Here is a 25,186-nt window from a genome sequence, read left to right as displayed (position 1 = left end):
GGTCGGGTCCGGGATCGGTCCGGGATGACAGAATCGTCCGCATGACCCGACCACCAGAGGGTGATCCCAACGATCCGCGGAACGATCCGCCGGAGACCCGTCAGTTCGATCCGGACTTCGACCCGTCGGCACCGCCGTCGCAGGCCTACACCGAGCAGCCGTATCCGGGTCCCTACACGGAACCGCACCAGGCCGGTCAGCCCTATCCGGGTCCGTACACCGAACCGCATCAGCCGGGACAGCCGTATCCGGGTCCCTACACCGAACCCCAGTATGGCGACCCCCAGTACACCGGCGGGTCGCCTTACGGTGCCTCGCCCTACGACGCGCCGGCCGGTGGTGAACCGCCCCGCGGTTCCGGGTCGAAGGGCCGGACCATCGGGCTGGCGCTGGTCGCCCTGATCGCGCTCGTGGTCCTGGGTCTCGTCGTCGTGCTGGTCACCCGCTCTGGCAACGGCGACTCCACCAGCGCGGCGTCATCGTCGACCACCGAATCGAGTGATCCGGCGACGACGAGCGAGACGACGTCGTCGAGCACCCCGACCACCGAGGAGACGACGTCGACCACGACGACGACTCAGCGCTCCGGGACCATCACCTACCAGCTGACCGGCAACGGGGACGTCGTCGCGCTGACGTTCACCCGCGGCCAGGGATCGCCGACGGTGATCCCGGCGATCGGCTCGCCGTGGTCCCAGCGGGTGCAGCTCGAGGGAACCCGCGCGAGCATGTCGGCCATCGTGATCCGCGGACCGGTGTCGTGCGCCATCCTCGCCGACGGTGAACAGCTGGCCGCCGCCACCAGTCAGGGCGGCACCCTCAACTGCACCGCGGACCTCGCCGCCGAGTAGTTCAGGCCGCTGGGTGCGGAGGTGGCTTCGACTCGGGGCTTCGCTTCGCTCAGTCCCGGCTCAACCAGCAGTGGGCTCAGCCAGACGCAACCGGACTCCGAGCACGTCAGCGTCGACGCAGGACGAGCACGAGGTTGGTGCCGAGGACGTCCCTGAGCACCGGCACGCGCATGACCCACCACATCCAGCGCGGGATGTAGCGGGGGAATGCCGCGACGAGGTCGGCGCGCCCGGCACCGGTCGCCGATCCGGCCCAGCGCAGCCCGTCGGCGGCGGAGACCGCGAACAGCGATGTGCCGTACAGGTTCTTGGGCGGGTGACCGTGGCGTCGGGTGTACAGCCGGGCCGCCCGATGGCCGCCGAGATAGTGCGTCAGGCCCATCTCGTGACCGCCGAACGGTCCCCACCAGAGTGTGTAGCTGATGATGACGATGCCGCCGGGACGCGTCACCCGCAGCATCTCGTCGGCCATCTCCCACGGCGTCGGGGTGTGCTCGACGACGTTCGACGACAGGCAGACGTCGACGCATCCGTCGGCGAAGGGCAGGGCCTGGCCGGAGCCGCGGACCGATCCGCGATGCTCGAGCCCACCGGCATGCATCTCGGCGGGATCGGGTTCGACGGAGACGTAGTGCGCGCCGCGGGCCCGGAAGGCGTCGGCGAAGTATCCGGGACCGCCGCCCACGTCGAGGACCACCGATCCGCCCATGTCGGGGACGAACGCCTCGACCATGTCCGCGGTGTCGCCGGCGAGCGCGCCGTAGAAGCGCGCGGGAACGGATTGTTCGTAGCGGAAGTCGTTCAGCAGTCCCGCGGCGCGTCGCAGGGTGGCGAGCCGGGCCATCCGTGCGCCGCCGGGAAGTGAAGTCGTCATCGTCGGGTCACTCTAGTGGGGTGTCTCGGCGACAGGTTCCTCGCCGGGCGGTCGCGCGGCGGATTCCGGTGCTCACGGCCTGATCGGTAGGCTGACGGACAACATGCGCACACCGTCGAACATCCTGCTCCTGTGCTGGCGGGACACCCGCCACCCTCAGGGCGGCGGCAGCGAGACCTACCTGGAACGGGTGGGCGCCGAACTGGCTCGACGCGGCGCGAACGTCACCTTCCTCACGTCCGCGTACCCGGGGTCGCTGCGCCACGAGCACCGGGACGGCATGCGGTTCTTCCGGGCCGGCGGTCGGATCAGCGTGTATCCGCTCATGCTCGCGACCATTGTCGCGGGCCGGCTCGGGCTCGGCCCGCTGTCGGGGTGCCGCCCCGACGTCGTCGTGGACACCCAGAACGGTGTCCCGTTCTTCTCGTCGCTCGTCTCACCGGCTCCGACGGTCGTCCTCGTCCATCACTGTCATCGCGAGCAGTGGCCGGTCGCCGGCCGTCTGCTCGGCCACATCGGGTGGTTCCTCGAGTCGCGGGTCTCGCCGCGCGTCCATCGGCGCAACCGATACGTCACGGTCTCGACGCCGTCGAAGTCCGAACTCGTCGCGCTGGGGGTCGATGCCGGGCGGATCGCGGTCGTGCGCAACGGGATCGATCCGGTACCTCACGGTATCGAGGCGCCCGCGCGCACCGGGGCGTCGACTCCCGGTGTGCCGGTACGACTCTGCGTACTGTCGCGGCTGGTGCCCCACAAGCAGGTCGAGGACGCGTTGACCGTACTCGCCCGGCTGCGTCGCGACGGTGTCGACGCCCGTCTCGATGTCATCGGCGGTGGCTGGTGGTCGGACGAATTGCACCGTGCGGCAGCCGACCTCGCGGTGACCGACGCGGTCACCTTCCACGGCCACGTCGACGAGCGCCGCAAGCACGAACTGCTCGCCCGGCCGGTCCACCTCATGCCGTCGCGTAAGGAGGGATGGGGCCTCGCGGTCGTCGAAGCCGCCCAGCACGGTGTCCCGACGATCGGTTACCGCAGAGCCGCCGGACTCGCCGACTCCATCGACGACGGGCGCACCGGGCTCCTCGTCGACGGTGTCGACGAACTGGCCAGCGCAACGAGGAAACTCATCGACAATCCGGACGAGGCGCATCGACTCGGCCGGAACGCGCAGACCACGGCCAGCCGCTACTCGTGGTCGGCGACCTGCGACGGGTTCATGGCGACGTTCGACGCCGTGCTGTCCGACTCGCGCCGCTGATCGCACGGACGCCGAGACCGACGAGTCCGGTGATGAGCAGCGCGGCCCATACGAGGTGCGCGCCGAGGGCGATCGCACGGTCGGTGGCGTCGGCGGACCGATCCACGACGTCGCCCACCTGATACAGCCTCAGATCCGGCCCGTCGAAGACGAGGCGTCCGGCGGCCGCGAGTTGGATAGGCGGAGAACCGTTCTCGACCAGCACCCACCCGACGCCGAGCTCGGCGAGCGCTACCGGTGACCCGCCGGACTCCAGCACCCGCGTCACCGCTGTGGCATGCTTCCCGGCCGGGTCGATCACCTCGCCGTCCACCCGGAGTTCACCGGATTCGACGACCGGCGCCCGCAGCATCCGCGCCGCTGGATCGAGCGATGGATCGCGTGCGAACGGATACTCGCGCACCGTGCCGGGAGGCCACAGGGCGACCGAACCCCGGTCCGGCGGCACGATCTCGGCGACCTGCCGCCACTCGTCGGGATAGTCGATCGCGCGCACCGCACCGCCGACCCCCCACGCCAGGTCGGGTAGCGGCGCGACCGCGAGCAGTGCGACCGCGGCGAACGCGAAACCCGACGGGACCCGACGCCTCGCCGCTGCAACGGCCGCGGCCACACACACCGCGACCGCCGGGACGAGAAGTGCGGCGAACTTCTGGGTGTCGCGGAGGAGCCCGCCGCCACCGACGTGCTCGACGACGAACCCCAGGCCGGTGCGGACCGGTCCGAAAGTGCTCAGCACCAACAAGAACGCGGTCACCGCCGCGAGGATGGCGATGGCGCGCACCAGCGGGTCCGACTCCGCGCGACGCCGCCACAGGTGACCGGCGCCGACCGCGACGACGAGGAGCAGGCCGAGGGTGGCCACCGCGGCCCACCCGATGGTCCGGCTCGCCGGCACCGCATCGGCGTTCCAGATCCCGCCCAGTGACAGAGCCGTACCCACGGGTCCGAGCCACGGCTCGGACCGCAGACCGAATGCCTCCACCCCGGCGGCCGCCGATGTGGTCGGGGCGTCGGAGATGGAAGCCGTCAGCAACCACGGCAGTGTGCTGAGGAGCCAGAGCGCGAGGACGGCCACCGTGGGTCGCAGACCGATCGGACGGGCCACGAGCGCCGTCGCCAGAGTGATGACGGCGAGGACAGAACCAGTGGGGGTCAAGCCTGCGACCGCGAACAGTCCGCCCAGTTGAAGAAGTTGGACGGTGCTTGCTCGGGGGTCCGGTCGCCGGGTGGCTTCGACTCGGCTCCTCGCTTCGCTCGGTGCCGGCTCAACCAGCGGAGTGACTCGGCTCCTCGCTTCGCTCGGTGCCGGCTCAACCAGCGGAGTGACTCGGCTTCTCGCTTCGCTCGGTGCCGGCTCAATCAGCCGGGCGTGCTCCCGCAGATCCAGAACCGCGACGAGAATCCACCCCAGTGCCGCATAACCCGCCAGCAGGCTCCAGTGGCCCTGGAGAAGACGTTCGGCGACAAACGGATTCCACACCCCGACGAGCGTGGCCGCCGCGGCACCGGTGCGCCCGGCGCCCGGGACCAGGCGAGCTGCCAGACGTCCGTACCCGACGCCCGCGCAGACCAGGGAGGCGGCGAGGGCCGCCAGCACGACGATCCCGCCGTCGACGACGGTGCTCACCATCGCGAGGAACCAGTCCTGCGGCACGGCGCGGGGCGGCAGGTCACCGATCCCGAGCGTGGTGTCCGTGACATGGGTGCGCGGCGTGGACACCGCATCGCGGTACAGCAGGTACCGGTCGCCGGCCCCGATCAGGCCGGGCAGCAGCGGTCCCAGGATCGCCGCGGCCGCAGCGACACCGGTGCCGTACAGAACCGGCAGCAGTCGTCGGGGAGTCACCGCGGCGAGCCGATCAGAAGTGGTGGGTGTCCGAGGGTGCGGGGGCGTGCACCGGGTCGTCGTCGTAGTCGGACTCGGTGATGCCGTACGACCGGGCCAGATCGAGAATTTTGGTCGCCCGCGCGATCCGCGGCAGGTCGGAGCCGTTGCGGATCTCGCCGCCGTCGCGCTCGAACTCGGCGAAGAACTCGCGCGCCCAGGTGATCTCGTCCTGAGAGGGGGACAGTCCCTCGTTGACCTGCGCGCACTGGCCCGGGGTGAGGCAGATCTTGCCGGTCATGCCGAACTCGGCGCTGACCGCGGTCGCCTCGCTGAGCTTGAGCGCGCTGGAACCGACCGTCGGGCCGTCGATGGCGCTGGGAAGGTGGGCGGCCTTCGCGGCGATCGTGAAACGCGAACGGGCATAGGCCAGTGTCTGCGGGTTCTCGCCGAAGCCGGTGTCGCGGCGGAAATCCCCGATACCGAATGCGAGACGGAACGTGCCCTTGGTGGCCGCGATCTCACTGATGCGTTCCAGTCCGCGTGCCGTCTCCACGAGCGCGACGATCGGCAGGCCGGGCAGTCGCTTGGCGGTCTCGGTGACGTGGTCGACGGACTCGACCATCGCCAGCATCACCCCGCCGACGGCGGTCTGCGACAGCGCCTCGAGATCATCGACCCACCACGGTGTGCCGAATCCGTTCACGCGAACCCAGTCTCCGGCGCCGGGGCCGGCCGTACCCTCCTTCGGCCCGAGCCAACGGACCACGTTGTCGCGCGCGGAGACCTTGTCCTTGGGAGCCACCGCGTCCTCGATGTCCAACACGACGATGTCGGCGCGCGAACGCGAGGCCGGCTCGAACTTGGCGTAGTGGGAGCCGTTGACCAGCAGCCAGCTCCGGGCCAGCACCGGGTCGATGCGCGAACCGATGTCGGTCGACTCGGCGTCGTAGGTGGGGTTGTCGTCGTACATCACGGTCTCTCGGTCCGGTGGACACGCGCGATCGGGGGGACCCGCGCTCGGCAACAGCCTTCCCATCGTTGCCTATGCCCGACTGCCCGTGCAAACCCGGCTCGCTTACCTCGTGCCCGCCCCGCGCGAGACCGCCGCGGTGCGATCGGCACACTTGGTCCATGCAGCAGACGCGTCGGACGACGGGCACGGTCGGCGCCGTCGGGTCGGTGGCGATCGGGTCGATGGTGGCCAACGTCTGCATGTACGTGGTGCACCTCGTCGCGAGTGCGCACTTCCTCGACGTCAGCGAATACGGCGAGTTCGCGGTGCTGCTGTCGGCGATGCTCGTGCTGGGCGTGCCGGCGATGGCGCTGCAGAACGTCATCGCCCGGGAGGTCGTGCTCGGCGGTGACGAGGGACGGCTCCGCGCGCTGGGTGTGGTGACGACGTGCTGGGTCGTCGTCCTCACCGCCGTCGCCACCCCGCTGGTCGGGCTGCTGTTGCGCACCGACGTCGCGACGACGGCCGCAGCACTCGCCTCGGCGCCGCTGCTGGCGCTCATCGCCGCAGGTCAGGGCATTCTGCAGGGGCGCGGCGAGTTCCGAGCGCTGTCCTGGGTGCTGGCCGTCGTCGGAGTCGCACGATCGATGCCTACGATCGGGGCATTCGCCGCCGGCGCCGGGCCGGCCGGTGGGCTGCTGGCCGGGACGCTGGGTGCCGCCGCGTCGGCGGCCGTCGTCTGGCTCGTGGTCTGGTCGATGTCACGGTCCGGACGGCCGGGGCGGACGCCGTCGGGAGCCGCCGGGGTGCTCAGCGTGGTCCGCGCGTCGCAGGTCCAGTTGGTGTTGATCGTCGCGTCGTCGATCGACCTGCTGCTCTCGCCCCGGGTCCTCGACGCCGAGGAGGTCGGGGTGTACGCCCTCGGCGCGATCGCGACGAAGGTGGCCTTCTGGCTCCCGCAGGCGATCGGCGTCGTCTTCTATCCGCGTCTCGCCGACCCAGCACGGTCGTCGGCCTCGTTGCGTCAGGCGGTGACGGTGGTCGCCGGGATCGGGGTCGTCCTGACCGTGCTGGCGGGCGCGGCGGGCCCGGTCGTCCCGTTCGTCTTCGGGGACGGCTACGACGCCTTGGTGCCGATCCTGTGGCTCTTCGCCTACATCGGCGCCGCGCTCGCAGTCCTGCAGGTCGTTTTACTGTCGGCGATCGCGCGCGACCGGACGCGCGTGGCGCTCGGGACCTGGCTGGTCGTGGGCGCCGAGGTGCTGGTCATCGTCACCCTCACCGGCTCGGTGGTCGGGGTCGCGGGCACTGCGGCCGTGGCCGCCACGATCGCGGCGCTGGGGACGTGGGCGGTCGCGCGCTGAGTTGAGGTCGGACGTTGCCGAGTGCCCGAAGTTTCGGCAGTGTTGTGTCATGAGCGACAACGAGAGCACACAGGTCACTGTCCAACGCACGATCGAGGCGCCCGTCGACGCGGTGTTCGACGTCCTCTCCAATCCCGAACGGCATCAGGCGCTCGACGGTTCGGGTTTCATCCGCGGCGTGGACCACGCCGATCGCATCCAGCAGGTCGGTGACGTGTTCACGATGAACATGTCGGGCGACCACATGGGCGGCGGCTACAAGACCGACAACCATGTCACCGGTTACGCCAAGGACAAGCTGCTGGCATGGCAGACCGCCCCCGCCGGCACCGAGCCGCCCGGGTGGGAATGGCTGTGGGAGCTGGAGTCCCAGGGTCCGAACGAAACGCTGGTGCGCCACACCTACGACTGGTCGAAGGTCACCGACAAGAACCTGCTCGAGAAGGTCAAGTTCCCGCTCGTCACCGAGCACCAGCTGAACGACACCCTCGGCAGGCTCGCCGCCGAGTCGACGTCCTGACGGCGGTCCCCGTCACCCCGGTTGCTCGCCAACGGTTTCCGCGCCGCTTCGGCGCCGGAACCGGGCGGGCAGCCAGGCCGGATTGGTGAGTATCAACCCGGCCAGCAGAGCCACGACCCCGAGGACCCCGGTGCCGATGGGTACGAGCCGGCCCCAGATCAGGATCGGGGACGCGAGATCGTCGGACAGGTCCGTCATCCGGGCCTGCGTGTCGTCGTCGTAGCCGAAAGTCGCGCGCAGATGCGGCAATTCGAAGTCGGCCGGGACGCCGGGGATGCCGTCGGGGAAGCGGTACGCCTCGTCGACGGTGATCGTGGCGTCGACAATGGTGCCGGTCCGGGTGTCGACGGCGAGATCCCACGAACTCCGGTGATGGAGGCTCGCGGTCAACGGCCGGCTCGAGCCGCCGAACCCGAACCACGACGCCGGACGCGTGATCGAGACATTCGTGCCGACCGGTCGACCCAGCGCTTCGCGGGCGAGGTCGGTGTCGGGGACCTCGGCGCGGAACCGTGCGACGTCGCGACCCTGCACCTCGGTGTCACCGTCGTGGACCAACGGCACGGTGGTGCGGGTGATCGGGTCGAAGAACTCGCGGTCGGCGATCGCCGTGTCGAAGGGCAGCAGATAGGTGACGCCGCGACGGTCCGGGACGAGCACCGCGGCCTGACCGCTGTCGTACTGGATCTCCGACGCCCCGCGGGCGGCGAGTCGGGGCAGCGCGTTCTTCCGGTCCAGCGTGACCCGATCCTTGATGGCATTCACGGTCGCCTCGTTGCACGGTTGTGACGGGTCATCGGCATCGACACCGGGGCGCGGATCACCGGGGTCGACCTCGCGATCGTCGATGCGCAGCTTCTCGGCCTGGATCGACGTACCGGCCTGCAGCGTCACCCGGTGTTCGTCGGACGGCTGCACCGCCACGACGCGCTGCTGCCGGACGAGGTCGGCGCCGACGGTACGGGCGCTCCGGGTCTCCAGCGAGCACCGGTCGAAGATCGTCGCGTCGTCGGCCGTGGCGACGGTGGTGAAGTCGGTGCTCAGCGGGATCGTGCGGAACCCGCCGACGAGCAGGGTGGGCAGCGCGATCGTCACCGCGAGCAGGAACGCGCCGACAAAGATCAGCGTCGGTCCCGCGAGGTCCGCCGTCGACCAGCGATGGGGCTCCGGGTGCGACGAGGAGGACGGCGAGGACATGGTGGCGAGGGTACGCAACGCCTCCCGGCTACCCTGTCAGCAGCATGACCAGCACCGACCCCGGCCCCACCAGCCCCGCCACCGCCGAACCCGCAACGGGTTCCGCCCGGCGGTTCTATCCGCAGCTCGAGGGCATGCGGGCCATCGCCGCGATCGGGGTCCTGGTCACGCACGTGGCCTTCCAGACCCGCGCGGTCGAGATCCCCGTGCTGGGACCGGTCCTCGGTCGTCTCGACCTCGCGGTCGCCTTGTTCTTCGCGCTCTCCGGCTTTCTGCTCTGGCGACCGTGGGTCGACGCCGCGCATCGCGGGACCGGTCATCCGTCGGTGCCGCGGTACTTCCGCCATCGCGTCGTCCGGATCTGGCCGGCCTATGTGGTCGTGGTGACGCTGGTGATCCTGCTGCTCCCCGAGGCGCAGGGAGCGGATGCGCAGGTCTGGCTGGCGAACCTCACGCTCACGCAGGTCTTCGTGCCGCTGACACTGACCGCCGGTCTGACCCAGATGTGGAGCCTCTCGGTCGAGATCGCCTTCTACGCACTGCTGCCGCTCATCGGCTTCGCTCTCCTGCGGCTGCGCGGGAGCCGTCTGCGGGCGCGGGTGCCGGCGATCGTCCTCCTCGGTGCGCTGAGCCTCGGCTGGGCCTGGGTCGGCACCTCGCTGCCCGTGGCCGACGGCGTGGAGACCAAGAACTGGGTGTTCGGCCACCTCCCGTGGTTCGTCGCGGGTCTGGTCCTGGCCGAGATCGCCGGAGTCCTCGAACGTGAACCGGAATCGGGTTCTGCATCCGGGACGTCGGGGACGGGCCGCTGGATGGCGGGAACGATCCGCCTCAGCGCGAACCGCCCGCTCATGCTGGGCGTCCTCGTCGTCGCCTACGCGCTGGCATGCACCAGGATCGCCGGCCCGACCGGTCTCGGCGCGGTCACCGAGATCGAGTTCGCCACCAAGATGGTTCTCGGCGCGCTCTGCGGATATGCGCTGCTCGCCCCGCTCGTCTGCAACGACGGGCCGTTCCGCATCCTCACCTCACGCGTGATGCTCGCGCTCGGGAGGTGGTCGTACGGGATCTTCATCTGGCACGTCGCGATACTGGCAGTGGTCTTCCCGCTGTTCGGCATCGTGCCGTTCAGCGGCGACACCCTCCTGGTGCTCGTGATCACCCTCGGGCTGTCGATCGGCGTCGCTGCGGCGAGCTATGCCTTCATCGAAGAGCCGGCCCGGAACTGGTTGCGCAACCGCGAGAATCGTCGTCGCCACCGTTCGCGCCACGACGCGGCCGACGCCTTGTCGTCGTCAGGCCCGTCGTCATCAAGCCCGTCGTCGACGGCCGACCAGAACACCAGCCACGCCGTCATCGACACCGCCACCAGCGCCGGTAGCTGAACCCACCATTGCGACCCGTGGTATCCGCCCGAGGCGTGCCAGGGGCCGGCCGCCAGCCCGATGGTCGCGGTCATCATCGCCACGAATGTGATTGTGACGCCGGCTTTCTGCGGTATCGCCACGGCGAGGGTGCCGACCACGACGGCGGCCACGAGTCCCCACCAGCCGGACACCAGCCACGCCGCGGCGAACACCGCACCCCCCGCGGCGAGCACGCTGCCGCGCCCGGACGGAACCACGACGGGTTCACCGGCCCGGGTGCGACGCGCCGACGGCCACCACGCGGCGACGAGCAGCAGCGCCATCAGCGCGAGCCCGATCACCAGCGCCCACCGGTACAGCGAGTCGAATCGGAAGGTGAGTTCGACGGTTCCGCCTGCACCGGCGGGGACGACCCACCCCTGTTGCCACCCGTCGACGACGACCGGCCGTAGCTGTGTGCCGTCGAGGTGCGCCTGCCACCCCGGGTTGGTGCTCTCGGGCACGACGAGCAGTCGTTGCGGGCCGCTCTCGATGCTCACCGCACGCCGAACCGCCGACCACTCGGTCACCGCGGGGGACGACGACGCGGGCGCCGAGACCGGATCACCGTTCACCAGGGAGACGGCGTCGACGGTGAAGGCGTCGCCGGGATTGACCGACACCTCCTGCTGTCCGGCGGGCAGAGCGAGCCGGCCGTCGCCGCACGGGCGCCCGATCAACGGTTGTCCGGTACGCAGGTCGGACGCGCGGGCGCGCACCGACATCCGGACGACCTGACCCGCGGCGGTCAGGCCGATCCCGGCGTCGCAACCGATCTCGACGATCCGGTCGGCGTCCGTACCGGTCGCCGGCGACGGGAACACCTGCACCTCGGCGATCCCCGGTGATGCGGGACTGGCGAATCCGAGGCTGTTGACGTCGATCAGGTCGGACTGGGCGCGGATGGTGATCTCGACGCGGTCGGTGACCGCGGGATCGAGTTGTACGACGCCGTTCTCGTCCACGTCGCGGATCTGTTCACCGGTCCCGAGGTCGACCGCGACCTCGGTGGGCGCGGCGGGATACCCCCGCGGGGCGGCGATCGTCAGCGACTCGACCCGCTGTTCGCGCGGGAGGTCCAGGACCAGGGTGGGAGTGTTCTCGTCGGTTGCTGCGTCGTCATCTGTTCGAGCGTCGCTCGCCGGGGATGACCGTTCGTCCGGGATCTCCGGTGCGGTCCAGGATGTTCCGGGGTCGCCGTCGACGGCAGCCGCGGGCCCGCCGCGAGGATCGGTCACCGGGCGGGGCCCGCGCGCCGTGACCCGGTCGTCCTCGGCGAGAAGCCGATCCAGAGCATCACCGGGTCGGGGTCGCAGGATCGCGGTGGGGGAGACGGTGACATCCGACGGCACCGAGAGTGCGCGCCCGAACACCGCCGAAGTCTCCGGCGAGAGTGCGAGACCCGGTGCGCACCTGGTCATCTGCCGCTCGGGGTCGGAGACGCACGACGCCCGCCCGGACAGCTCCTGGTACAGCAGCCACTGGGCCACGTCGGTGCCGGCCTCGAGTTCGGGCAACATCACGCGGTGGCGGATCTGCAACGGCGTCGCGGTCCGCAGATCGGAGACCGTCACCTCACCGAGCGCGAATTGGTTTCCCGCCGTGCCGTCGTCGGTGCGGAGCGCGCGGATCTGGAGCCAACCGGTGGGGCCGCTGGGGGCGGTCACGGTGACCGGTTCGCCGGGAGCGAGACCGGAGACCACCGTGCTGCCCGCCTCGGTGGTGATCAGCGCACTCGTGACGTCGGGTCCGAGCGCCTTCGCGGTCGTCAGGGTCACCGCGAGATCGGTGCGCGGCGTCGTGAAACCGATGCGCATCCATCGTCCGACCGCGGTCTCCAATCCGCCGCTGACCCAGGCGCTCTGCGGGTTGCCGTCGAAGGCCGCGGCCGCCGAGTTGGCCGGCGAGGTCTGCCCGGGCTGGACCGCGTCCGCCGCCGATCCCGACGTCGACACCTCGACTTCGCCGCTCTCGTTGTCCAACAACCATTCCCCGTGGACCAGTGGTTGGCCGTCGACGGGGTAGTCGGCGACGGCGTTCTGTGTCCGACGCGGGTCCGACGGCGACCTGATCGCCGAACTGTGGTCGTCGACGCGGCCGAAGTCGGTCTCCCGGTCAGCGGGTGTGTCGGTCACGATCAACGGGCCGTCGACGATCCCGGCGCGGCGGGCGTCGGCGTCGAGCACGACGGGTCCGAGCGGGGGAAGTCCCTGGCGTGCGCGGACGTCGGCCAGTTCGGCGATCGCCTCGGGCCCGCCGGCAATGCGGGGGAGCCCGGTGGTGTCGACGAGTCGCGGACCGGTGCCGGTCGTCGGCGCGCCCGGTTCGCCGACGGCGTAGATCTGCACCGCGGGCATCGGCGGCCGTAGTCCGTTGTCGCGCACCACTCCTCGGACGCTGGGTGGCCCGATCGGCGGACCGAACTCGGCGACGCGACGGAGCCCGGGCGACTCGTCGAGTGCCTGTTGCGCGAGCAGCGGGCGGGCCGACCGCGAGGTGTCGGGGTCGAGATCGGCTCGGAGGACGACGAATCCGATGCCCTGCCCGGCGAGGGTGGCGGCGAGACCGGGGGAGCCACGGCCCGCGGCGATCTCCCGTTGTACGGAGTCGAGGGCGCGGATCGCGCCCGGCGGGGTGAGCGGGATCGCGTCGCGGACCGCCCACGGGGTGTCGGACAGGGGTTGCAGCGGTTCGTCGCGGGTGAGCCCCCAGAGCTGGTCGGCGAACGGGGCGCCGGGGACGACCAGCGCGCGGGCGGGCGGGGCGCCGTCGTCGCGTTCGCCGTGCTCGGTCAGCCAGTCGGCGGTCTGCTGCCAGTGGCGTGGAATCGCCTGGTACGTACCGTCCGGCGCGAGCTGACCGGTCCACATCAACGACCCGGCGCCGATCACGGCGACGAGCAGGACGATGGTCGCGGCGACCGGTCGCGACCGCTGGGGCTGGGCGAAGGCGGAGAGCGTCTCCCGGCGACTCGCACTCCCCGGCAGCGGAACCCGCGCCAGGAGATGTGCGACACCGAGGACCAGCGGGATGCGGAGCAGCGGCTCGAACTTGTGGATGTTGCGCAGCGGGGCGCCGGACCCGTCGAGGAAGACGCGCACCTGCTCGGCGATCGGTGATCCGAGCTCGCCGGCGTAGCCGACGCACATCACGACGAGGCCGGCGCCGAGGGTGGCGACGAGACGGCCGCGGAACGGCATGTGCCGCATGCACAATCCGGTGAGCCCCGCGGCCGCGATGGTCCCGGTCGCCAGCACCGCGGCGGGCTGGGTGACGAGCACCGCCCCGGCGACGCGCTCCGGCGACACGAACGGCGTCCACGAACTCGCCCCGCGCAGCACCTCGGTGAGCGAGGTCCACTGCGTGGTGACCCGGGACGACTCGATGTAGTCCAGGAACGGCGGACTCACGCGCGACAGGATCAGCAGCGGGACGAGCCACCACGCGCACGCCAGGGTCAGGCCGGCGGCGGTCCAGGCGCCGAACCGCCACCAGCGTCGGTCGCGCGGACTGTGCAGCAGCCACCACAGGGCGGCGACGCCGAGCGCTGCCAGTGTGGCGACGGCGTTGACCGCGCCCATCAGCGCGACCGCCGCCGACGCACGCGCGGCCTCCCGCCACAGCGGGGCAGCGTTCTCCGCCCGGGTGTCGAGCGCCCGCACCACCGGGATCAGCACCCACGGGGCGAGCATCATCGGCAGGGTCTCCGACGAGATCGAGCCGAGGGTGGTCAGGACCCGCGGGCTGAGCACGAAGACGGTGGCGGCGATGATCCGCGATGTGGGCGAGCCCAGCCGCAGCATCTCGGCGAGGCGGACGATGCCGACGAAGCCGACGGTGAGCAGCACCGCCCACCAGAGGCGTTGCACGATCCACGGCGGAACGGCGAGAACGTCACCCAGGGCGAAGAACGCCCCGTGGGGGAAGAAGTACCCGTAGGCCTGGTTCTGCACCTGGCCCATCGGTGCGTTCGGCGTCCACAGATGCGCGGCGCGCGCGAGGAACCCGAGCGGATTCGCGGTGAGGTCGAGTTTGGTGTCGGCGGCGATGCGGCCCGGTGACTGCAGCAGGCAGATCAGCAGCGAGATCGCGCCGACGACGGCGATACCGCGTCGGCTGAGTACGGACTGATCCGGTGGCGGAGGCGGGGTACTCAGTTGCGGCTGCTGTCGATCAGGAGACGCCGGGACCGGCGGCGTCGTGGATGGGTCAGTTGGTCTCGCCGGCTCCGCCGCGCGAACCGTAGTCCACCGAACCCTGGACGAATCCGTTGTTCGGGCTGATGTTGTTCAGATCGGTGGACGGGCTGTTCTCGGAGGCCAGGAACCCGCCGAGGAACACCGCGCCGAGTCCCACCAGGATGCCGGCGACCCCGGCGACGGCTCCGGCGACAAGGCGGTTGTTGGTCATGGCGATGAAACTACCATCGCCCGAGTCCGTTTCCGGGTGACACCCGCTGACACCTGCGGGTGCACCGTGTCGAGCTCAACGTCCGGAACGCACTTTCGTGAGGGCGCGATCCCACAACAGACGCACGCTCGACTTCACCATCTCGGGTTTGTCGACGTCGCGGCTGAGCAGCATCGTCGACGTCGCGATCGTCTTGGCAGACGCCTTGGAACGATGCCCGGAGTCCAGGTGGGGTTGCGGGTCGTACTCGATGATCAGCTGGATCGCCTCCGCGCGCGCACGCCCGGCGATCTGCTCGGCCAGCCACAGCGCGAGGTCGATGCCCGCGGACACACCGGCCGCGGTGACCAGGTCGTCGTCGGGCGCGGCGCGCACGATCCGCTGGTCGGTCACCGGCTTCGCGCCGTGCAGCGACAGCCCGGCCATCGACGACCAGTGCGTCGTGGCCGGCTTCCCGTCGAGCAGACCGGCGGCGGCCAGGATGATCGAACCGGTGCAGACCGACGTCATCCACTGGGCGCCCGGCCGTACGGCACGCAGCCAGTCGAGGACCTTCTCGTCCTGCGAGGCGGCCAGGAAACCGGGACCGCCCGGCACCAGGACGACGTCCGGCGAAGGTGTCTCGTCGAACGAATGCGTGGCTCCGACGACGAGCACGCCCGAGTCGGCGACGACCGGCCCGGGTTCGTGCCAGACGAATCTGACCTCGGTGTCGGGCAGGGCTCGCAGCACCTCGTAGGGGCCGATGAAGTCGAGCGCGGTGAACTGCGGGTAGAGCACGATCGCTATCTGGGTCATGGATGCCTTCCGGGTCGTGGGTTCTCGGGTGTGCGTCTAGCGGAAGGTGCGGCGGTACTGATCGGGCGGCACGCCGAGCCGGCGGACGAAGGTGCGCCGCATCGTCTCAGCCGACCCGAACCCGCACCGGGTGGCGATCACCGGCATCGTGTCGTCGCTCTGGGTGAGTGCCCGGCGGGCGGCGTCGGTCCGGACCCGTTCGACATAGGCGCCCGGCGCCTCACCGGTCTCGTCGGTGAAGATGCGGGAGAAATGACGCGGGCTCATCGACGCGTCGCGGGCGAGATCGTCGACGCGGTGCACCCGGCCCGGCTCGGCCTCGATGCGTTCCTGGATCTCGCGGATCGCCGTGCGCCGGGCCCGGGGCATCCACACCGGCGGGGCGAACTGGCTCTGACCACCCGGGCGCCGCATGTAGAGGACGAGCCACCGCGCGACGAGCTGTGCGAGCTCGGTGCCGTGGTCCTCCTCGATGAGGGCCAGCGAGAGGTCGATACCGGCGGTGACGCCCGCGGAACTCCACACCCGGTCGCTGCCGCGCACGAACAGGGCCTCGGCGTCGACCTGGATCGACGGGTATCGCTCGGCGAGCAACCCGGTCACGGCCCAGTGCGTCGTCGCGCGTTTGCCGTCGAGGAGGCCGGCCTCGGCGGCGAGGAACGCGCCGTTGCACACGCTGACGACGCGTCGTGCCCGTTGCGCCGCCCGTCGGATCCAGTCGACGAGGTCGGGGTCGCGGGAGGCGTCGTGGACGCCGGTGCCGCCGGGCAGGATCAGGATGTCGAGCGGCTCGGCCGGGTCGGGCAGCGGCTGCGCGACGAACTCCAGCCCGACGCCGGTGCCCACCGGCAGACCGGACTTCGACACCAGCCGCAGGTCATAGCGGACCTGCGCGCCCTGGTCGGCGAGGGCATACGACGCGGTGGTGAACACGTCGGCCGGACCGGTCACGTCCAGGGCCTGCACCCCGGGGTATCCGAGGATCAGCACCGATCGAGTCATGAAGACATCGTTTCCGACCCGCACCGTGGCGTCCAGGCCACGCATCCCACAGATCAGGACACGTCACTGTTGTTTGAGCTGGTCCCCACCACCGGTTGAGCGGGCTCCCGCCCCCGCTGCTCGAGCCGGCTCGCCCCCCGCTGGTTGAGCCGGCCCCGAGCGTAGCCGCCGGGCCGAGCAAGCGACGAAGGAGCGCGTCGAGGTCGAGGCGCCGTGTCGAAGCCACCCCCCGCTGGTTGAGCCGGCCCCGAGCGGAGCGAGGCGCCGTGTCGAAGCCACCCCCCGCTGGTTGAGCCGGCCCCGAGCGAAGCGAGGCGCCGTGTCGAAGCCACTTGGTGACCTCGACAAGCTCGGCCGTCAGGTGGGGACGCTCGGCCAGCAGAGCTGCGCTACAACGTGACCTGCGGTTCCTTCTCGCACTTCGCGGGCACGATGAACACCGGCCGATGGCAATGTTTGAGGACCCGCTCGGCGACGCTGGACCGCAGCAGTGCCTTCAGTCCCGACGCCCCGCGGGTCCCGGTGACCAGCAGATCGACGTCGAGCGCTTCGGCGGCGGCGACGAGCGCACCCCACACCGTCGACTCCACCTCCACAAGCGATCCGCGCGCGGTCAGGCCGCACTCGGCGGCGAGTGTCACGCCGCGCTCGTTGATCGCGGCGGCCTCGTCTTCGAGGGCCTGGTCGACACCGGCGTCGAGTTGGGTGTCGATGAACGGCTGCATCCCGCCGGCGAGGGTGGACATACGTGCCGGCGTCATGCCGCCGGGCTGCCAGGCGGTGACGACCACTGCGGATTGCGCGCGAAGGAATTGTCCGGCGTATCGGATGGCGCGGTCGGCGTTCGGGGACCCGTCGTAGGCGATCATCAGTGTTTGTGCGGCACTGTTGCCGCCGCTACCGCGCCCGGCGGTGGCGGACCCGGACGAATCGGACCCCACGTCCATTGGCTCAGACTACATGCCAGACTCGTGCCATGGGCCCAACTCGCAGACCCCGGCGGATTCGTCGTGATGGGATCCGTGACAACTGGATCCGAAATGCGATGACGACAGGGGCGGTCGCCGTACTGTGCGCGGCGCTGGCGGCGTGCGCGTCGTCGACGCCGGACTCACCGCCGCCGACTCCCTCGTACTCGGCGTCGTCGCACGCCTCGGCGTCTTCGTCGGCGTCGCCGACGACCGTTCCGGTCGCAAACAGTTGTGGTGCAAGCGAACTCGCGAAGCTGTCGGTACGCCAGAAGCTGGCGCAGCTGATCGTCGTCGGCGTCACCGGGGCGGCCGACGCGCAGCAGATCGTCGAGAACGAGGAGATCGGCGGGATCTTCGTCGGGAGCTGGACCGACAAGGCGATTCTGACGAGCGGTGCGGCAGCTCGTATTTCGCAGAACTCGCCGATCCCGCTGATGGTCACCGTCGATCAGGAGGGCGGGCGGGTGTCGCGCCTGTCCGCGCTCGGCATCGACCACGCCTCGGCCCGTGAACTCGCCCAGACCAAGACGCCCGAGCAGGTGCGCGCGATCGCGGCGGATGTGGGCCGCAAGCTCAAGCGCCTCGGTGTCACCGTCGATTTCGCGCCGGTCGCCGACGTGAGCGACGAATCCGACAACGAGGTGATCGGCGACCGCTCCTTCAGCAACGACCCGGAGGTCGTCACCGAGTACGCCGGCGCGTACGCCGCGGGGCTGGCCGACGCCGGAATCACGCCCGTGTACAAGCACTTTCCGGGGCACGGACACGGCTCGGGTGACTCTCACCTCGGGGTGGTGACGGTCCCGTCGCTCGCCGAGCTGCAGGACAGCGACCTCGTGCCGTTCCGGACGCTGCTCCGCGATCCGGGGACCGCGGGCGCGATGGTCGGCCACCTGATCGTCCCCGGCCTGACGCGGGGACTGCCCGCCAGCATCAGCCGGCCGGCGATCCAGATGCTGCGCACCGGCGTCGGCTACGACGGTCCGCGCTTCGACGGCGTGATCTACTCCGACGATCTGTCGGGCATGGCCGCGATCAGCGCGCAGTACCCCATCGAGCAGGCGGTGGAGAAGTTCATCCTCGCCGGTGGCGACGTCGCGCTGTGGCTGTCCACCGACCGTGTCGGTTCGGTGCTCGACAACCTGGAGCGTGCGGTGTCGGCCGGTCGCCTCGCGCCGGCCCGCCTCGATGACAAGGTCGTGCGCATCCTGCGGTCCAAGGGTGTGGTGAACTGTTGAACTGCTGAGACCCCGCATCGAAGGGGGTTTCACCTTACCGATTGGTAAGTTGTTGATATCGTCGGACGAACAGATGTCGTGAACGGAGGTGGCGGTCATGTCGGGCGGAACCAAGCGCCTGCCCCGCGCGGTGCGCGAGCAACAGATGCTCGATGCCGCCGTCAAGGTGTTCGCGCAGAACGGTTTTCGCGAGACCTCGATGGACGCCATCGCATCCGAGGCGCAGATCTCCAAGCCGATGCTGTACCTGTACTACGGCTCGAAGGACGAACTGTTCAGCGCGTGCATCGCCCGTGAGTCCGGTCTGTTCATCGACGCGATGAGCGTCGGTTTCGACCCGTCGCTGTCGCAACGTGAGCAGGCCGTCACGGTGATCCGTGAGTTCCTCCGCTTCGTGCACGAGCACCGGCAGTCCTGGCGGGTGCTGTACCGCGTCGCCATCGGCACCGCCGGTTTCGCCGGCATCGTCTCCGAGAGCCGCCAGCGGGTCACCGAGATGGTCGCCCAGCTGATCAAGGCGGGCACGACCGTCGAGGTCGACAGCGACATCGACTTCGAACTCACCGCCGTCGCGATCGTCGGTGCCGCCGAGGCCGTCGCCGACCGCATCACCGAGGGCGACGTCGACCTCGAGCGAGCCACCAGCCTCCTCGTCGGCATCACCTGGCGCGGCCTGAAGGGCGTCGGTACCGACACCTGAAGTGTCGACACCTGAGGTGCAACGCAAACGCTCCCGCGGCCCCGCTTCCCATCCGCTGATTGGATCCAATAAGCGGGACGGAAACGAGACCGCGGGAGCGAAAGGCGAGAGCCCTCAGCCCTCCCGCGTCGTCGCGGTGAGGTGCGGGAATCCCTTGCGGCGGTCGCGGATCGCGATGTCGAAGCTCCCCTTGCCGTCGATGCGGCGGGTGTAGAGGTTCACCTTGGCCGGTAACAGGATCGGCTTGCCGAACCTGACGTCGTAGGTGACCGCGTCGGGCAGTTGCGCCTCCACGTTCGCGACAGCTGCTGCGGCACTCCACATCCCGTGGGCGATCGCCTTGGGGAAGCCGAAGGCCTTCGCCGGCAGGTTGCCCATGTGGATCGGGTTGCGGTCGCCGGAGGCGGCGGCGTACTCGCGGATCCGCTTGAGGTCGACGGCCAGGATGGCGTCCGGCGGCGGCGGGGTCTTCGACTTCGGTTCGGGACCCCGCGGCTCGTCGGACAGGCTGGTGCGCTGCTGCTTCAGGAACGTCGCCGTCTGGGTGGTGACAAGTTCCGATCCGACGCGGATCTCGCTGACGACGTCGATCAGGATGCCCTTGCGGTGCTCGCGCAGGTTCTGTGCATGCGTGACGATGTCGAGCGGCTCACCGACCTCGATGGGCCGCGAACGTTCGATGGTGTTCGTCATGTGTACCGAACCGACGGCGCCGAACGGGAACTCGTCGGACGTCATGAGCTTCATGACGACCGGGAACTGCAGCACGAACGGGTACGTCAACGGCAGGGTGCCGCCGAACCGCTGCCCGGTCGCGCGGCAGTACGCCTGCAGCGCAGTCGAATCCACCCGCACGCCGTCGAGTCGGTAACGCGTCTCGGGTGCGGTGGCGTCGGCCGGCACCCGTGGCGGCTTGCCGATGCCGGGCAGCAGCGCGGTGACCGCCTTGCCGTACAGCTCGGCGGTGCCGGGTGCGGACGGGAGGGTGATCGTCTTGCCCATCAGGCCCCCAGGAATCCCTGGCCGCAGACGCGGACCACATTGCCGGTGATGGCATTGCTCGCCGGGTTGGCGAAGTAGGCCACGGTCTCGGCGACGTCGACGGTCTGACCGCCCTGCTGCAGCGAGCTCATCAGGCGGCCGGCCTCACGGGTGGCTAGCGGGATGGCCGCGGTCATCTTGGTCTCGATGAAGCCGGGCGCCACCGCATTGATGGTGATGCCCTTCTCGGCGAGGATCGGCGCGTAGGCGTCGACGAGGCCGATGACACCGGCCTTCGAGGCGCCGTAGTTGGTCTGGCCGCGGTTGCCCGCGATGCCGGCGATCGACGAGACGTCGACGACGGCGCCGCCCTCGCGCAGCGCACCCTTCTCGAGCAGCGTCTCGACGAGGGTCTGCGGTGCGATGAGGTTGACCGCGATGACCGCGTCCCAGCGGGAGTCGTCCATGTTGGCGAGCAGCTTGTCGCGGGTGATGCCGGCGTTGTTGACGATGATGTCGATGCCGCCGTGACGCTCGAGAGCGTGCTCGGCGAGCTTCGCGCCGGCGTCGGCCGCGGTGACATCGAGCGGGAAGGCGGTGCCGCCGACCTTGTTCGCCGTCTCCGACAGCGCGTCCCCGGCCTGCGGGACATCGGCGGCGATCACGTGCGCGCCGTCGCGGGCGAGAACCTCGGCGATCGTCGCACCGATGCCGCGGGCGGCACCGGTGACGACGGCGACCTTGCCCTCGAGGGGCTTGTCCCAGTTCTTCGGCGCGGTGGCGTCGGCGCCGCCGACCCGGATGACCTGGGCGTCGACGAAGGCCGACTTCGCCGACAGCACGAAGCGCACGGTCGACTCGAGGCCGGTCAGCCCGGTCTTGGCGTCGGGGGAGACGTAGACGAGCTGGACGGTGGACCCCTTCAGGAGTTCCTTGCCCAGCGAGCGGGTGAAGCCCTCGAGTGCGCGCTGCGCGACGCGCTCGGAGGGATCGGTGACCAGCTCCGGCGTGGTGCCGATGACCAGGAACCGTGCGCAGGCCGCGGTCGAGCGCATCGCGGGCTGGAAGAACTCGAAGAGCTGACGCAGCTCGGCGGGAGTGGTGATGCCGGTCGCGTCGAAGACCAGGCCGCCGTACTTGTCGGCGCTGCGCCCGGTCGTGGCGTTCTGGATGAGGTCGTAGTCCTCGGTCGAGAGCATCTCGCGAAGCGGTTCGACGAGCCGGCCGGACCCGCCGAGCAGCACGGGGCCGGGCAGCGGCGGCTCGGAGGCCTTGTAGCGCCGTAGCGGCGGCGGGACGGGCAATCCGGCCTGCTTGGCGATGAATGCGCCGGGCGCGGAATGGACGAAGCTCGAGTACAGGCCAGTGTTTCCGTTGGCGGCCACGTTGATCTCCTCTGACTGTCGTTCGACAACGAACTTACTGATGAGTAAGAATACGCTATAGATACCGCACCCGACCCTTGGGAGATCGACGTGGCCGAACAGTCCAACCCCACCAGCAAGCCGAAGACCCGCAGCGATCGTCCCGTCGCGATCCTGGGCGGCAACCGCATCCCGTTCGCACGCCAGGACAAGGCGTACGCGAAGGTCGGGAACCAGGAGATGTTCACCGCCGCGCTCGACGGCCTGGTGAGCCGCTTCAACCTGCAGGGCGAGCAGCTCGGCATGGTCGCCGGCGGCGCCGTGCTCAAGCACGCCCGTGATTTCAATCTCATCCGTGAGTCGGTGCTCGGTTCGGCGTTGTCGCCGTACACCCCTGCCTTCGACATCCAGCAGGCCTGCGGCACCGGACTGCAGGCCATCACGACGGTCGCCGACGGCATCGCCCGCGGCCGCTACGACGCCGCGATCGGCGGTGGCGTCGACACGACGTCCGACGCACCGATCGCCGTGGGCGAGGGCCTGCGTCGTCAGCTGCTCGAGGTCAACCGGGCGCGTAGCACCAAGGACCAGATCCTCGGCGCCGCGAAGCTGCTGACGAAGCTCGGCATCGAGATCCCGCGCAACGGCGAGCCCCGCACGGGCATGTCGATGGGCGAGCACGCCGCCGTCACTGCCAAGGAGTTCGGCATCAAGCGAGCCGACCAGGACGAGCTGGCCGCCCGCAGCCACCAGAACATGGCGGCCGCCTACGAAGCCGGCTTCTTCGACGACCTGATCACCCCGTTCCTGGGCCTGACCCGCGACCAGAACCTGCGCGGCGACTCCACCGCGGAGAAGCTCGCCAAGCTCAAGCCGGTCTTCGGCGTCTCCCTCGGCGACGCGACGATGACCGCGGGCAACTCGACGCCGCTCACCGACGGTGCGTCGACCGTGCTGCTCGCCAGCGACGAGTGGGCAGCCGACCGCGGACTGCCGGTGCTCGCCTACTTCGTGGACAGCGAGACCGCCGCGGTCGATTACGTCAACGGCCCCGACGGGCTGCTCATGGCCCCGACCTACGCGGTGCCGCGTCTGCTCGCCCGCAACGGGCTCACGCTGCAGGACTTCGACTTCTACGAGATCCACGAGGCCTTCGCGTCGGTGGTCCTCGCGACCCTGCAGGCCTGGGAGTCCGAGGAGTACTGCAAGGAGCGCCTCGGCCTCGACTCGGCACTGGGTTCGATCGACCGCAGCAAGCTCAACGTCCACGGTTCGTCGCTCGCGGCGGGTCACCCCTTCGCGGCGACCGGCGGCCGGATCGTCGCGCAGGCGGCCAAGCAGATCAAGGAGAACGGCGGCGGTCGCGCGCTGATCTCGATCTGTGCCGCGGGCGGCCAGGGCGTCACCGCGATCATCGAGGGCTGACGACCCGTAGCGGACGTCATCGAGAGCTGGAATCCCGATAAGTGAGACGGATCGGCGACTGATCGGCCGATCCGTCTCACTTTCGTGGGACGAATCGGGGTACTTCGTCACATATTCGACAGAATCGGCCGTCCGGGGATGCCTCCGGCCGAAAAGTAGCGTAAATATGTCTATAGCTCCGGCTGCGCTGTCAGACCCCCGACCCGACAGCTCGGCCGGAGCGCCTGCTTTCCCGACCGTAGTTCTGCGGCCACCCCCTGATTGGTAAGTCGTCAGCCCGCCGAGCTGCCAGCCCCGATGGATGGAGTTGTGACCCCAGGCTCTCGTCGAGCACGATCCGCGCTACGCGCCGTGCTCGCCGTCGTCGCCGCGATCACGCTCGTCCTCGCCGCGGAGTTCGTGGCCACCCGCTCCGATTCCCCACGCAACGCCGTCGTCGGCGGTATCGATGCGGGCGGTCGTAACTCCGCCGAACTCACCTCCGTACTCGACGAGCTGACGGCGCGTTCGCGACAACCGGTCGTCTTGCGGACGCCGGAGGGCTCGGCCGAGGTCGCGCCCGCCGAGCTGGGACTCACATACGACGCCGATGCGACGCGGGCTCGTCTCCTCGAGCAACCGCGCAATCCGCTGGTCCGTCTGGCCGCGCTGTTCGGCCGCGACTTCGACGTCGAGCCGGTCGTCACGCTGGATCGGACGGCGATGAACGCGGCGCTCGACGCCCAGCGCGCGTCACTCGAGAAGGCGGCGGTCGAGGGTGGTGTGCACTACGACGGCACCGAGCCCGTCGGGGATCAGCCCGCCAAGGGTGAACGCATCGCCCGGGACGCGGCCGCCGCGACCCTCGTCGACCGTTGGCTGGACGGCGCCCCCGTCGACCTGCCCATGGAACCGTTCTCGCCGACGGTGAGCGCCGAGGTCGTGGCCGCGACCGTCGCCGGACCGGCCGAACGGGTGGTCGCGGCTCCCGTGAGTCTCGTGGACCGCCGCAAACGGACGGTCGAGGTGCCCGCGGGAGACCTCGCGTCAATGGTGACCTTCGGGCCCGACGGCCGCGGCGGGCTCACTCCCCGAGCCGACGAGAAGGTGGGGCGCGAGATCCTCGCCCCCGACCTCGACGCCTCGCAACGGGCCCCCGTCAGCGCGACGTTCAGTCTGGCGTCCGGCCGTCCGCAGGTGGTGCCGGGCGTCGACGGCGCCGCGATCAACTGGCCGAAGACCCTCGCCGCCGTCGCCACGAGTGCTGCGGCCGACGGTGGCGATCGCAGGGTCGAGGTCGTCTACGACGACGTCGAGCCGAAGCTGACCACCGATGCCGCACGCAAGCTCGGGGTCACCGAACTGATCAGCGAGTACACCACGGGTGGCTTCTCGAGCGCTTCCGGGGAGAACATCCGGCTCGTCGCCGCCGAGGTCGACGGGGCCCTCGTCCTGCCCGGAAAGGTGTTCTCGCTCAACGGGCACACCGGGCCGCGCGGCGCAGAGCAGGGGTACGTGGAGTCGACGATCATCGACCACGGTCGGGCGTCGAACGCGGTCGGCGGCGGGATCTCCCAGTTCGCGACGACCCTGTACAACGCGACCTATTTCGCCGGGCTCGAGGACGTCGATCACACCGAGCACGCGTACTACATCTCGCGGTACCCGGAGGCGCGCGAGGCGACCGTGTTCGAAGGCGCCATCGACCTGAAGTTCCGGAACAACACGCGGCACGGCGTGCTGATCGAGACCGCCTGGTCGCCGTCGTCGGTGACCGTGCGGCTCTGGGGCACGAAGGCGTTCGAGGTCGAGTCGGTCACGGGTGAGCGGGTTGCCCCCACCGATCCGCCGCGAGTCCGCGTTCCGCGCGGAGACGACTGCATCCCGAGCAGCGGGAGCAAGGGTTTCACGGCATCGGACACCCGGATCATCAAGGACGCGCGTACCGGACGGGAGATCGATCGGTCCACCCGCACTGTCCGGTACGCACCCGAACCCATCGTGAAGTGCATCTGACCCCGGGGTGATTCGGCGCGGGGTGATCTGATGTGGAGGATTTCGA

General features: G+C 70.1%; 19 protein-coding genes and 1 pseudogene. 9 read left to right on the top strand and 11 right to left on the bottom strand.

The genetic code is table 11. The features are described 5' to 3' along the window. The first annotated feature begins 41 nt into the window (after positions 1–41). On the top strand, positions 42–851 hold the full coding sequence (locus tag QAD21_RS21860; protein ID WP_280360254.1) for a hypothetical protein: 810 nt from the start codon (positions 42–44) through the stop codon (positions 849–851). Between the two features lie 106 nt (positions 852–957). Here QAD21_RS21860 and QAD21_RS21855 read toward each other — a convergent pair whose 3' ends face one another. After that, positions 958–1,725, bottom strand: coding sequence for a class I SAM-dependent methyltransferase (locus QAD21_RS21855; RefSeq protein WP_280360253.1), 768 nt, complete (start codon positions 1,723–1,725; stop codon positions 958–960). A gap of 103 nt (positions 1,726–1,828) precedes the next feature. On the opposite strand from QAD21_RS21855, the gene QAD21_RS21850 reads away from it, so the two are divergent. Continuing rightward, on the top strand, positions 1,829–2,986 hold the full coding sequence (locus QAD21_RS21850) for a glycosyltransferase family 4 protein (RefSeq protein WP_280360252.1): 1,158 nt from the start codon (positions 1,829–1,831) through the stop codon (positions 2,984–2,986). Here QAD21_RS21850 and QAD21_RS21845 read toward each other — a convergent pair. Both QAD21_RS21845 and QAD21_RS21840 read right to left on the bottom strand, forming a co-directional pair. Beyond that, on the bottom strand, positions 2,943–4,835 hold the full coding sequence (locus QAD21_RS21845) for a hypothetical protein (RefSeq protein ID WP_280360251.1): 1,893 nt from the start codon (positions 4,833–4,835) through the stop codon (positions 2,943–2,945). The two genes, QAD21_RS21850 and QAD21_RS21845, sit on opposite strands and share 44 nt — an antisense overlap. A 13-nt stretch (positions 4,836–4,848) precedes the next feature. Beyond that, positions 4,849–5,787, bottom strand: coding sequence for a CoA ester lyase (locus QAD21_RS21840; protein ID WP_165630773.1), 939 nt, complete (start codon positions 5,785–5,787; stop codon positions 4,849–4,851). Positions 5,788–5,948: 161 nt separating this feature from the next. On the opposite strand from QAD21_RS21840, the gene QAD21_RS21835 reads away from it, so the two are divergent. Then, positions 5,949–7,133, top strand: a complete 1,185-nt coding sequence (locus QAD21_RS21835; protein WP_280360250.1) for a polysaccharide biosynthesis protein — start codon at positions 5,949–5,951, stop codon at positions 7,131–7,133. A 49-nt stretch (positions 7,134–7,182) separates the two neighbouring features. Then, complete coding sequence (locus QAD21_RS21830; protein ID WP_280360249.1) at positions 7,183–7,653, top strand: SRPBCC family protein; 471 nt, start codon at positions 7,183–7,185, stop codon at positions 7,651–7,653. 12 nt (positions 7,654–7,665) lie between these two features. Here QAD21_RS21830 and QAD21_RS21825 read toward each other — a convergent pair whose 3' ends face one another. Next, positions 7,666–8,850, bottom strand: coding sequence for a DUF3068 domain-containing protein (locus QAD21_RS21825; protein WP_280360248.1), 1,185 nt, complete (start codon positions 8,848–8,850; stop codon positions 7,666–7,668). A 44-nt stretch (positions 8,851–8,894) separates the two neighbouring features. Here QAD21_RS21825 and QAD21_RS21820 point away from each other — a divergent pair, with 44 nt between their 5' ends. After that, positions 8,895–10,235, top strand: coding sequence for an acyltransferase (locus QAD21_RS21820; protein ID WP_348534468.1), 1,341 nt, complete (start codon positions 8,895–8,897; stop codon positions 10,233–10,235). A gap of 2,063 nt (positions 10,236–12,298) precedes the next feature. Here QAD21_RS21820 and QAD21_RS25415 read toward each other — a convergent pair. From QAD21_RS25415 to QAD21_RS21795, 5 genes and pseudogenes are all read right to left on the bottom strand, one after another. Beyond that, positions 12,299–14,326, bottom strand: a pseudogene (locus tag QAD21_RS25415) (DUF3367 domain-containing protein); the annotation flags it as partial. Positions 14,327–14,465: 139 nt separating this feature from the next. Next, positions 14,466–14,666 carry a DUF2613 domain-containing protein gene (locus tag QAD21_RS21810; RefSeq protein WP_004023745.1) on the bottom strand — a complete coding sequence of 67 codons (201 nt, stop codon included), beginning with the start codon at positions 14,664–14,666 and terminating at the stop codon, positions 14,466–14,468. A gap of 75 nt (positions 14,667–14,741) precedes the next feature. Continuing rightward, positions 14,742–15,464: a DJ-1/PfpI family protein gene (locus tag QAD21_RS21805; protein ID WP_265968521.1), complete on the bottom strand. Its 723-nt coding sequence runs from the start codon at positions 15,462–15,464 to the stop codon at positions 14,742–14,744. Positions 15,465–15,500: 36 nt separating this feature from the next. Continuing rightward, positions 15,501–16,466: a GlxA family transcriptional regulator gene (locus QAD21_RS21800; protein ID WP_068971729.1), complete on the bottom strand. Its 966-nt coding sequence runs from the start codon at positions 16,464–16,466 to the stop codon at positions 15,501–15,503. Between the two features lie 389 nt (positions 16,467–16,855). Continuing rightward, positions 16,856–17,413, bottom strand: a complete 558-nt coding sequence (locus QAD21_RS21795) for a universal stress protein (protein ID WP_068970530.1) — start codon at positions 17,411–17,413, stop codon at positions 16,856–16,858. A gap of 98 nt (positions 17,414–17,511) precedes the next feature. Between QAD21_RS21795 and QAD21_RS21790 the strand changes: the two genes are divergently transcribed. Beyond that, positions 17,512–18,675, top strand: a complete 1,164-nt coding sequence (locus tag QAD21_RS21790) for a glycoside hydrolase family 3 N-terminal domain-containing protein (protein WP_068970531.1) — start codon at positions 17,512–17,514, stop codon at positions 18,673–18,675. A 97-nt stretch (positions 18,676–18,772) separates the two neighbouring features. After that, positions 18,773–19,375 (top strand): TetR/AcrR family transcriptional regulator, encoded by a 603-nt coding sequence (locus tag QAD21_RS21785; RefSeq protein WP_068970534.1) that lies wholly within the window; start codon positions 18,773–18,775, stop codon positions 19,373–19,375. A 114-nt stretch (positions 19,376–19,489) separates the two neighbouring features. Here QAD21_RS21785 and QAD21_RS21780 read toward each other — a convergent pair whose 3' ends face one another. Beyond that, a complete protein-coding gene (locus tag QAD21_RS21780) occupies positions 19,490–20,377 on the bottom strand; it encodes a MaoC/PaaZ C-terminal domain-containing protein (protein WP_068970532.1) in 888 nt (295 codons plus the stop codon). Then, positions 20,377–21,741, bottom strand: a complete 1,365-nt coding sequence (locus tag QAD21_RS21775; protein ID WP_058252221.1) for a 3-oxoacyl-ACP reductase — start codon at positions 21,739–21,741, stop codon at positions 20,377–20,379. Before QAD21_RS21775 ends, QAD21_RS21780 begins: the two co-directional genes overlap by 1 nt. Before the next feature lie 90 nt (positions 21,742–21,831). Between QAD21_RS21775 and QAD21_RS21770 the strand changes: the two genes are divergently transcribed. Both QAD21_RS21770 and QAD21_RS21765 read left to right on the top strand, forming a co-directional pair. Further along, positions 21,832–23,145 (top strand): acetyl-CoA C-acetyltransferase, encoded by a 1,314-nt coding sequence (locus QAD21_RS21770; protein ID WP_068970533.1) that lies wholly within the window; start codon positions 21,832–21,834, stop codon positions 23,143–23,145. Positions 23,146–23,442: 297 nt separating this feature from the next. After that, positions 23,443–25,140 carry a VanW family protein gene (locus QAD21_RS21765; protein ID WP_277243515.1) on the top strand — a complete coding sequence of 566 codons (1,698 nt, stop codon included), beginning with the start codon at positions 23,443–23,445 and terminating at the stop codon, positions 25,138–25,140. The last annotated feature ends 46 nt before the right edge of the window (positions 25,141–25,186 follow it).

Origin of the sequence: Gordonia sp. SMJS1 (genome assembly GCF_029866425.1) — a bacterium.
Lineage (GTDB): Bacteria > Actinomycetota > Actinomycetes > Mycobacteriales > Mycobacteriaceae > Gordonia > Gordonia hongkongensis.
The sequence above is the reverse complement of the archived record's forward strand: the minus strand, read 5'-3'. Positions and strand labels throughout refer to the sequence as shown.